Origin of the sequence: Streptomyces sporangiiformans, assembly GCF_005768555.2 — a bacterium.
GTDB classification, from domain to species: Bacteria; Actinomycetota; Actinomycetes; order Streptomycetales; family Streptomycetaceae; genus Streptomyces; species Streptomyces sporangiiformans.
In genome coordinates this window covers 21,018-30,145 of record NZ_VCHX02000325.1, presented here as the reverse complement: position 1 = coordinate 30,145, position 9,128 = coordinate 21,018, and the positions used below count along the sequence as shown (strand labels likewise).

The following is a 9,128-nucleotide window of genomic DNA, read 5'->3' as shown; positions in this document are numbered from 1 at the left end:
GGCCTGTCCGCCCTCAAAAGGGCGGACAGGCCGGGGGTGGTTGAGGTCCGGGCGGGGGCCGCGCGCCGACGCGGGAGGCACGCGGCGCTCGCGGCACCTACGGGGTGGCATGCGGCGCGGGCTCGCGCCACGCGCTCAGCCCAGCAACCGCTCCAACACCACCGCGATCCCGTCCTCTTCGTTGGACAGGGTCATCTCGTCCGCGACCGCCTTGAGTTCTTCATGGGCGTTGGCCATCGCCACGCCGTGGGCGGACCAGGCGAACATGGGGATGTCGTTGGGCATGTCGCCGAAGGCGATGGTGTCGGCCGCCTTGACGCCCAGGCGGCGGGCCGCCAGGGACAGGCCGGTGGCCTTCGAGAGGCCGAGGGGGAGGATCTCGACGATGCCCTCGCCCGCCATGATGATGTTCACCAGGCCGCCCGCGGCCTGACGGGCGGCCTCCGCCAGTTCGTCGTCGGAGAGCCTGGGGTGCTGGATGTACATCTTGGTCAGGGGCTCGGCCCACAGTTCCGCGAGGTCGGTGAACGGGACGGCCTGCAGCAGCCCCTGGACCTGGTAGCGGGGGCCGACCAGGACGTCGCCGTCCAAGCCGTCACGGCTCGCGGCGAGGGCCAGCGGGCCGACCTCGGCCTCGATCTTGGCGACCGCCAGGCCGGCCAGCTGCCGGTCGAGGGTCAGCGAGGTGAGCAGCCGGTGCGCCCCGGCGTCGTACACCTGCGCGCCCTGAGCGCACACCGCGATCCCGTCATAGCCGAGTTCATCGAGGATGTGCCGGGTCCAGGGCACCGCCCGCCCGGTGACGACGATGTGCGCGGCGCCCGCCGCGGTCACCGCGGCGAGCGCCTCACGTGTGCGCTCCGAGACCGTGTCGTCGGAGCGCAGCAACGTTCCGTCGAGATCGGTCGCGACGAGTGTGTACGGGAAGGTGGGAGCGGAGGAACTCACTTGGCTCACTTGGCGACCGGCTCCAGAATCTCCCGGCCTCCGAGATACGGACGCAGCACCTCCGGCACGCGCACGGAGCCGTCGGCCTGCTGGTGGTTCTCCAGGATCGCCACGATCGTGCGCGGTACGGCGCACAGCGTGCCGTTCAGCGTCGCGAGCGGCTTGACCTGCTTTCCGTCACGCATACGGATCGACAGGCGGCGCGCCTGGAACTCGGTGCAGTCCGAGGTCGACGTCAGCTCGCGGTACTTGCCCTGGGTCGGGATCCAGGCCTCGCAGTCGAACTTGCGGGCCGCCGAGGAGCCGAGGTCGGCCGTCGCCACGTCGATCACGCGGAACGGCAGCCCGAGCGAGGTCAGCCACTGCTTCTCCCACTCCAGCAGGCGCTGGTGCTCGGCCTGCGTGTCGGCGGGGTCGACGTACGAGAACATCTCGACCTTGTCGAACTGGTGCACGCGGAAGATGCCTCGTGTGTCCTTGCCGTGCGAACCGGCCTCGCGGCGGTAGCAGGGCGAGAAGCCCGCATACCGCAGGGGCAGACGATCGCCGTCGATGATCTCGTCCATGTGGTACGCGGCGAGCGCCACCTCGGACGTGCCGACCAGGTACAGGTCGTCATTGTCCAGGCGGTACACGTCCTGCGCGGCCTGGCCGAGGAAGCCCGTGCCGGCCATGGCCTGCGGACGGACCAGCGACGGGGTCAGCATCGGCGTGAACCCGGCGGCCGTGGCCTGCGCCATCGCCGCGTTCACCAGCGCGAGTTCCAGGAGCGCGCCGACGCCGGTGAGGAAGTAGAAGCGGGAGCCGGAGACCTTCGCACCGCGCTCGACGTCGATCGCACCGAGCGTGGTGCCGAGCTCCAGGTGGTCCTTCGGCTCGAAGCCCTCGGCCGCGAAGTCGCGGATCGTGCCGTGCGTCTCCAGCGTGACGAAGTCCTCTTCGCCGCCGACCGGGACGTCGGGGTGCACGAGGTTGCCGAGCCGGAGCAGCAGCTCCTGGGTCTCGGCCGCGGCCTCGTCCTTCGCGGCGTCGGCCGCCTTGACGTCGGCGGCGAGCTGGCCCGCCTTCTTCAGGAGCTCGGCCTTCTCGTCGCCGGAAGCCTTGGGGATGAGCTTGCCGAGCGCCCTCTGCTCGGCGCGCAGCTCGTCGAAGCGGACGCCGGAGGACCTGCGCCGCTCGTCGGCGGAGAGCAGGGCGTCGACGAGCGCGACGTCCTCTCCACGGGCGCGCTGCGACGCACGCACACGGTCGGGGTCCTCACGGAGCAGGCGAAGGTCAATCACGCCTCAAGGCTACCGGTGCGGGGTTCCGGTCCACGACCCGGTATTCCGATCTACCGCCTCTGTCGCTCTTTGGGAGATCTGCCGGTTCTGTCAATAAATGGTGCGATACTCCCCGGAATGGGGCGGGCGGGTTCGGTGAGTTGACTCGATTCCCTTGTGGGGAACGGGATTTGGCGGGTGGGTTGTCCACAGGAATCCACACCCTCTAAAAGTTATCCACAGGCTGTGCGAAAGATCTGTGGACGCCGGAGGTGATCGTTCCGAAAGCCGCATGAAGGGCGAAGGATTCCCGAACCAAACTCTCCCTACACCCACTTTCGAGTGGAAATGGGTCGCCCCAACGAGTTGATCAAGGGAAAAGGGTGGACGGGGGGTGATGTGCCAGGGGGTGGGCGGAGTTGAGTCCGGTAGGGCGATTTGTCGACCATGTCGCGCTTGGATGTCGACTTGTCCCCAGGTCGAGATGGTCACCTGTGGATAACTTCTGTGGATGAAAGAAATCCGCTGGTAGGACCGGCTTCAGAACCGGCGGTCCTGGCGTCTCAGAACCGGCCGTCCTGGCAGCGCGCCAGCCAGTCGGACGCCGCCGCGAACTCCCCGTCGGACCTGCCGTCCCGCGGCGTGCGTACGTCCTGGGGATCGACCTCGGCCCGCGGATAGGACCCGAGGAACCGCACCTGCGGACAGCGTCGCTTGAGCCCCATCAGCGCCTCGCCCACCCGGCGGTCCGCGATATGGCCCTCGGCGTCGATGGCGAAGCAGTAGTTGCCGATGCCCTCACCGGTCGGCCGGGACTGCAGCAGCATCAGGTTGACCCCGCGTACGGCGAACTCCTGGAGCAGTTCGAGCAGAGCACCCGGGTGGTCGTCACGCTGCCAGACGACTACGGACGTCTTGTCCGCACCGGTCGGTGCCGCGGGCCGGGCGGGCTTGCCCACGAGGACGAAGCGGGTCTGCGCGTTCTCCGCGTCGTGGATCTCCGTCTCCAGCGGCTCCAGTCCGTACCGCTCCGCCGCGAACTCACCCGCGAACGCGGCGTCGTAACGGCCCTCCTGCACCAGGCGTGCCCCGTCCGCGTTCGAGGCCGCCGACTCCCAGATCACGTCCGGGAGGTGGTTCTTCATCCAGTTGCGCACCTGCGGCTGGGCGGCCGGGTGCGCGGTCACCGTCTTGATCTCCGACAGCTTCGTGCCGGGCCGGACCAGCAGCGCGAAGGTGATCGAAAGCAGTACCTCGCGGTAGATCATCAACGGTTCGCCGGCGACCAGCTCGTCGAGGGTCGTGGTGATGCCGCCCTCGACGGAGTTCTCGATCGGTACGAACGCGGCCTCGACCTCGCTGTTGCGGACCGCGTCGAGCGCGGCGGGCACGGACACCATCGGGATGAGCTCCCGGGTGGCCGTCTCCGGAAGTGTCCGCAGAGCGACTTCGGTGAAAGTGCCCTCGGGGCCGAGATACGCGTAGCTGGCTGGCATGGCCTCACCCTAATGGGCCCTGAGCGGCCCGGTTCACGATTCTCGCTCCGGCCGCCCCAGGGGACGCCCTCATCCCTCCAGCAACCGCTGCCCCACGTACTCTCCCTCCGCCGCCCCGCCCGGCACGGCGAACAGCCCGCTTGCCTCGTGCCGGATGAACGTGGACAGTGCGTCCCCCCGGTCGAGCTTGCGCTGCACCGGCACGAAGCCGCGCAGCGGGTCGGCCTGCCAGCAGACGAAGAGCAGGCCCGCGTCCGGTACCCCGTCCGCGTCGAAGCCGTCGTGGAAGGAGAACGGTCGGCGCAGCATCGCGGCACCGCCGTTCTGGTCGGGCCGGGTGATACGCGCGTGTGCGTTGATGGGGATGACGAGCTTGCCGGACGCGTCCGTCTTCTCCAGAGCCGGCTCGGTGGTCTCGGTGCCGCCGGTCAGCGGTGCCCCGTTCGACTTCCGCCGCCCGATGACGTCCTCCTGGGCCTTGAGCGAGAGCTTCTCCCAGTCGTCGAGGAGAATGCGGATGCGGCGTACGACGGCGTACGAGCCTCCCGCCATCCATGCCGGGTCGCCCGAGCCGGGCACGAAGATCCGCTGGTCGAAGTCGGCCTCGGACGGCTTCGGATTGCGCGTGCCGTCGATTTGGCCCATCAGGTTGCGGGCCGTCATCGGCTGCGTGGTGGCGCCTGGCGAGCGGTTGAATCCGTTCATCTGCCAGCGGACCCGGGCCGCGGAGCCGGCGTCCTTCTGTATCGCGCGGAGGGCGTGGAAGGCGACGAGGGAGTCGTTCGCACCGATCTGCACCCACAGGTCGCCGTTGCTGCGCGCCTTGTCGAGGTGGTCCGAGGAGAAGTCGGGCAGCGGGTCGAGGGCGACCGGGCGCTGCTTCTCCAGGCCCGTACGGGCGAAGAAGCTGTGCCCGAAGCCGAAGGTGATGGTCAGGGACGACGGGCCGGCGTCGCGGGCGACATCCGTGTCCTCGCTGCCCGTCGCCTCGCCCGCCATCAGCCGCTGGGCCGTGGCCGACCAGCGGCGCAGCAGCGCCGCCGCCTCCTTGCGGCCCGACCCCGCCGCCAGGTCGAACGCGACGAGATGGCCACGTGCCTGGAGGGCGGTGGTGATGCCCGGCTGATGTTTCCCGTGAAACATCACCTCGTCCGCGCCGAGCGAGGTGAGGGGCGTGGCCTGGTCCGCGGAGGGCGCGGCGGTATACCCGGCGGCCCCGCCCGCCGCGCCGAGCACGAGACCGGTGGCACCGGCGGTACCGAGCAGCCGCCGCCGCGAAATGGAGCCCTGGGGGGAGGGCTCCTGGGGAGCGGTCTGCGAAGTGGACTGTTCAGCCATGGTGAGGTTCAGCCGATCTGCGCGTTCTTGTCCACGGTCACCTGGTCGATGTCGGAGGTCCGCACCGTGACCGCGATGTTCCAGTTGCCCGCCATGGGAATCTGCACCCCGCTCGCCGTCCAGTGTCCGGTGGCGATCCGGTCGGGGACCACGGGCAGCGGCCCGATGTCCTTCGACTTGAGTGTGAAGGCGACCTTGACCTCGGGAATGTCGAAGGCCCTGCCGTTGGGGCGCTCCACATAGACGTGCATGTCGTTGCCGCCGACGCGTGCCGGGTCGATTTCGAGCCGCGCGACGCCCTTGCCGTCCTGTCCGCCCGTGTCGAAGGGCATATCCAGGGACACCGCTCCGGTCTGCGGCGAGGTGGCTGCTGCGGTGGCGGCCTTGGCCTCCTCCACCGTGCGCCCCGGTTCGGCGGACGTCAGCACAGTGGTCACGGCGAGCAGGACCACGGCGACGCCCGCCTCGGCGAGCACCGAGCGGCGCAGGCCGGAGCGGAGCGGGTCGGCGTCGCGAACGCGCTTCTGGCGCGCGGTGGCCACGGCGGCCCGCTGCCGCGCCAGCTGGGCCGCACGCTTGCTGTCACCGCCGCCGCCGACATGGGCGGCGACCGGCTCCTTCGCCGCCGCACGCTCCTCCGACTCCGACTCCGACTCCGCAGAGTCCGCCGCGTCCGCCGAGTCCGGCGCGTCCTCCGCGTCGTGCATGGCTTCCGCGTCCTCCGCGTTCTCCGCGCCCTCCCGAGCCGGCGCCTGCGCCAGCTGGGCGGTCCAGCGCCGGGAGATCCACGCGATGCCGACGAGGACGGCCACCAGTCCGATCTTGACCAGCAGCAGCTGCCCGTACGACGTGCCGGTGAGCGCCGACCAGGAGCCGACCTGCCGCCACGACTGGTAGAGCCCGGTCGCGGCGAGCACGGCCACACTGCCGAACGCGACGCGCGAGAAGCGGTGTATGGCGAACGACTCGATCGAGGGCGCGCGGTAGAGCGCCAGGAGCAGCATCGACAGCCCGCCCAGCCAGGCGGCGACGGCGAGCATATGCAGGACGTCGACGGGCATCGCGAGCCCCGCCTGGATGCCGGTCGAGGCGTGCTCGGCCATTGCCCAGGTCGCGGCCAGGCCCGCCGCCACGACGACCCCGCCGATCGCGAGCCCGAAGGTCAGGTCCTGTTTCTCCTTCTCGTCCTCCCGCTTCTCGAACGCCCCGAAGAGCACGGCGATGAACAGCGCACCCGCGGCGAGCAGCAGCAGCCGCGCGACCAGCGCCGCGCCCGTCTTGGTCTGCAGCACCTGGCTGAGCAGGGTCAGGTCGAAGATGTCCCCGACCTTCCCTGAGCCGGTGTAGGAGCCACGCAGCAGCAACATGGCGAGGGTGGCACCGGTGAGCGCGAGCCACCCGGAGACGACCAGCCGCTGCACCGGTCGTACCCCGGCGCCGCGCTGCCAGCAGGCGAGGACGAAGGCCGCGCCACCGATGAAGAGGATGAATCCCGTGTACGAGACATAGCGCGCGAAGCCATAGAGTCCGCCCACGACTCCGCCGCCCGCCGTCTGGTCGGACGTCGCGACGGAGGTCTTCGAGGGGGCGCCCACGGAGAAGGTGAACGCGCCCGAAACGGGGTGGCTGTCCGCCGACACCACCTGGTAGGTAACCGTGAACGTGCCGTCGGGCAGGCCCGCGTGCAGCTTCACGGCGTACCTGTTGCTGCCCAGGTCGCTGGTCTTGCCGGTGTCGACCTGCTTGCCCTTCGGGTCGAGTACGCGCACCGCGCCGTCGGACATCGCGACCTGCTCGGAGAAGGTGAGCGACACCTGGCTGGGCGCCTCTTCGACCACGGCTCCCTGCTGTGGGTCGCTCCCGATCAGCGCGGCGTGCGCGGAGACCGGCACGGCCCCGGCGAGGAGCGCACCGGTGACGGCGAGGAGCAGCAACAACAGGGTCCGGGCGCGGGGAGCGACGGCTTGCCTCACAGTGGTCCCTCCCTCAGTGGTGTGACACGGACGACGAAATCGCGGCTGACGCCGAGGACGCCGATGACATCGAAGAACTCGAGGACATCGAGGACGTCGGCTGGTAGGTGGCGGACTTCACGGGCATCTCGACCTTGATCGGGTCGGTCTTCGTGAAGCGCAGCTCCACGGACACCGTCTCGCCTTCCTTGAGCTTGCGCTTCAGCTTCTCGAACATCAGATGGGTGCCGCCGGTTTTGAGTACGAGCTGCCCGTTGGCCGGGACCTCAAGGCGATCGGCCCGCTTCATCGTCTGTCCGGACGTCTCGTGAATGGTGACGTCCTCGGCGATGTCGCTGGTGGCGGAGACGAGGTCGTCGGAGGAGTCGCTCTTGTTCACGACGACCAGATAGCCGGCCGCCATGGCGTCGGTGACCGGCTGGGGGATGTAGGCGGAGCGGACCGACAGGTCGACATCCGAGTTCGCGCCGTCGGCCGAGCCGCCGCAGCCGGCGAGGGCCAGACCGGCCGCCATCACGAGGACTGACGCGATCGGGCGCCTCACGGCTTCTGCCCCTTGATCAGCTTGGGGAGGTCCTTGGTGTAGTCGCCGACGGTCGCGTCTTCCCCGTACAGCACATAGCCCCCGTCGGTCTTCGGCGAGAACGCGATGACCTGGGTGCCGTGCATCGACGTGACCTTGCCCTCCTTGTCCTTCTTCGGCGGGTCGATGGAGATGCCGAGGGTCCGGGCACCGGCCTGAATCGTGGAGAAGGAGCCGGTCAGGCCGGCGGCGTCGGGGTCGATGCCCTTGAGCCACTTGCCGAGCGCGGCGGGCGTGTCCCGCTCCGGGTCGGTGGTGACGAACACGATGCGGAGCTTGTCCTGCTCGGCCTTGGGCAGCTGCTTCTTCGCGACGGCGATGTTGTTCATCGTCAGCGGGCAGATGTCGGGGCAGTGGGTGTAACCGAAGTAGATCAGCGTCGGCTTGCCCTTGGTCTCCTTGCGGAGGTCGTACTTCTTGCCGTGTGTGTCGGTGAGGACGAGGTCCGGCTTTTCGAACGGTTTGTCGAGCACCGTCGCGGCCTTGTCGGAGCCGCTCTCGGCGGACACCTCGGCGACGGGCGCGCCGGCGTCGTCGCTGCTGCCGCAGGCGGAGAGGGTCAGTGCGGCCGCGGCGATCAGTGTGGCCGCGGCGAAGGTGTTCTTGCGCATAGGAAATGTCCCGGTTGTGAGAGAACCGGCCCGCACCGGGGGCGTACGGCGCTGTACGCCCCCGGTGCGCACCAGGGGTGAGCTTGGCTGGCTTCAGGCGTTGGTACGCCGACGGCCGGCCAGAACGCCGAAGGCAACGCCTGCCGCGCCGACGACGATGCCGACGACGCCCAGAACGCGGGCCGTCGTGTCGCCGGCGTCGGAGGAGGCGGCGGCCTCGTCGGTCGACTCCTTGGCGGCGGCCTTGGCGTCGTCGGAGTCGGTGGCCTCATCGGCGTCGGCGCCGGCGGCCCCGTGGTGGTCGTCCTCGGCGGCGGACAGCGCGAGCACCGGCGCCGGCGTCTCAGGCTCCTCTTCGCCCTCCTTCTGGGGTTCGATCCAGCGCACGACCTCCTTGTTGGAGTACGTCTGGATCGCCTTGAACACCAGTTCGTCGGTGTCCTCGGGCAGCGCGCCGATGGAGAGCGGGAACTTCTGGAAGTAGCCGGGCTCGATGCCCTTGCCGTCGGCGGTCCAGGTGACCTTGGTGACGGCCTCGCTGATCTTCTCGCCGTGCAGTTCGAGGGGCTTGTCGAGCTTGGACTTGGTGACCTTGACCTTCCAGCCGTCGACGGCTTCCGGCATGACCGAGGCGAGCGGGTGGTCCGTCGGGAAGTTCACTTCGAGCTTGGTGGTCGAAGCGTTGTCGCGCTCGTTCGGCACCTTGAAGTTGACCGTCGCGTACCCGCCCTTGGCGGCAGCGCCCTCCGGCGACACGCTGACGTGCGCGAAGGCGGGGGCGGCGGACAGGACGAGGACGGCCGAGGCGGCGGCGACACCGGTGGCGGCGATACGGGAAGCCTTCATGGCAGTGGACACTCCACTTTCAGCACTGGTTCGGTGAAAGAACGGGGTTGCGCGCGCGAGAAGACCGGCAC

The 9,128-nt window shown here is 69.5% G+C and carries 8 protein-coding genes; all 8 read right to left on the bottom strand.

What is annotated here, in order from left to right:
- Positions 1–135 precede the first annotated feature (135 nt).
- A complete protein-coding gene (locus tag FGD71_RS41000) occupies positions 136–957 on the bottom strand; it encodes an HAD family hydrolase (RefSeq protein WP_119105657.1) in 822 nt (273 codons plus the stop codon).
- Positions 954–2,231, bottom strand: coding sequence for a serine--tRNA ligase (gene serS, locus FGD71_RS40995; protein ID WP_119105656.1), 1,278 nt, complete (start codon positions 2,229–2,231; stop codon positions 954–956). Before serS ends, FGD71_RS41000 begins: the two co-directional genes overlap by 4 nt.
- A 542-nt stretch (positions 2,232–2,773) precedes the next feature.
- Positions 2,774–3,706 (bottom strand): prephenate dehydratase, encoded by a 933-nt coding sequence (pheA, locus tag FGD71_RS40990; protein ID WP_119105655.1) that lies wholly within the window; start codon positions 3,704–3,706, stop codon positions 2,774–2,776.
- 69 nt (positions 3,707–3,775) lie between these two features.
- Positions 3,776–5,044 carry an iron uptake transporter deferrochelatase/peroxidase subunit gene (efeB, locus tag FGD71_RS40985; protein ID WP_119105654.1) on the bottom strand — a complete coding sequence of 423 codons (1,269 nt, stop codon included), beginning with the start codon at positions 5,042–5,044 and terminating at the stop codon, positions 3,776–3,778.
- Between the two features lie 8 nt (positions 5,045–5,052).
- A complete protein-coding gene (locus FGD71_RS40980; RefSeq protein WP_119105653.1) occupies positions 5,053–7,017 on the bottom strand; it encodes a copper resistance CopC/CopD family protein in 1,965 nt (654 codons plus the stop codon).
- A gap of 13 nt (positions 7,018–7,030) precedes the next feature.
- Complete coding sequence (locus FGD71_RS40975; RefSeq protein ID WP_420878396.1) at positions 7,031–7,561, bottom strand: copper chaperone PCu(A)C; 531 nt, start codon at positions 7,559–7,561, stop codon at positions 7,031–7,033.
- A complete protein-coding gene (locus FGD71_RS40970) occupies positions 7,558–8,211 on the bottom strand; it encodes an SCO family protein (protein WP_119105652.1) in 654 nt (217 codons plus the stop codon). Before FGD71_RS40970 ends, FGD71_RS40975 begins: the two co-directional genes overlap by 4 nt.
- Before the next feature lie 93 nt (positions 8,212–8,304).
- Positions 8,305–9,057: a YcnI family copper-binding membrane protein gene (locus tag FGD71_RS40965; protein WP_119105651.1), complete on the bottom strand. Its 753-nt coding sequence runs from the start codon at positions 9,055–9,057 to the stop codon at positions 8,305–8,307.
- Positions 9,058–9,128 lie beyond the last annotated feature (71 nt).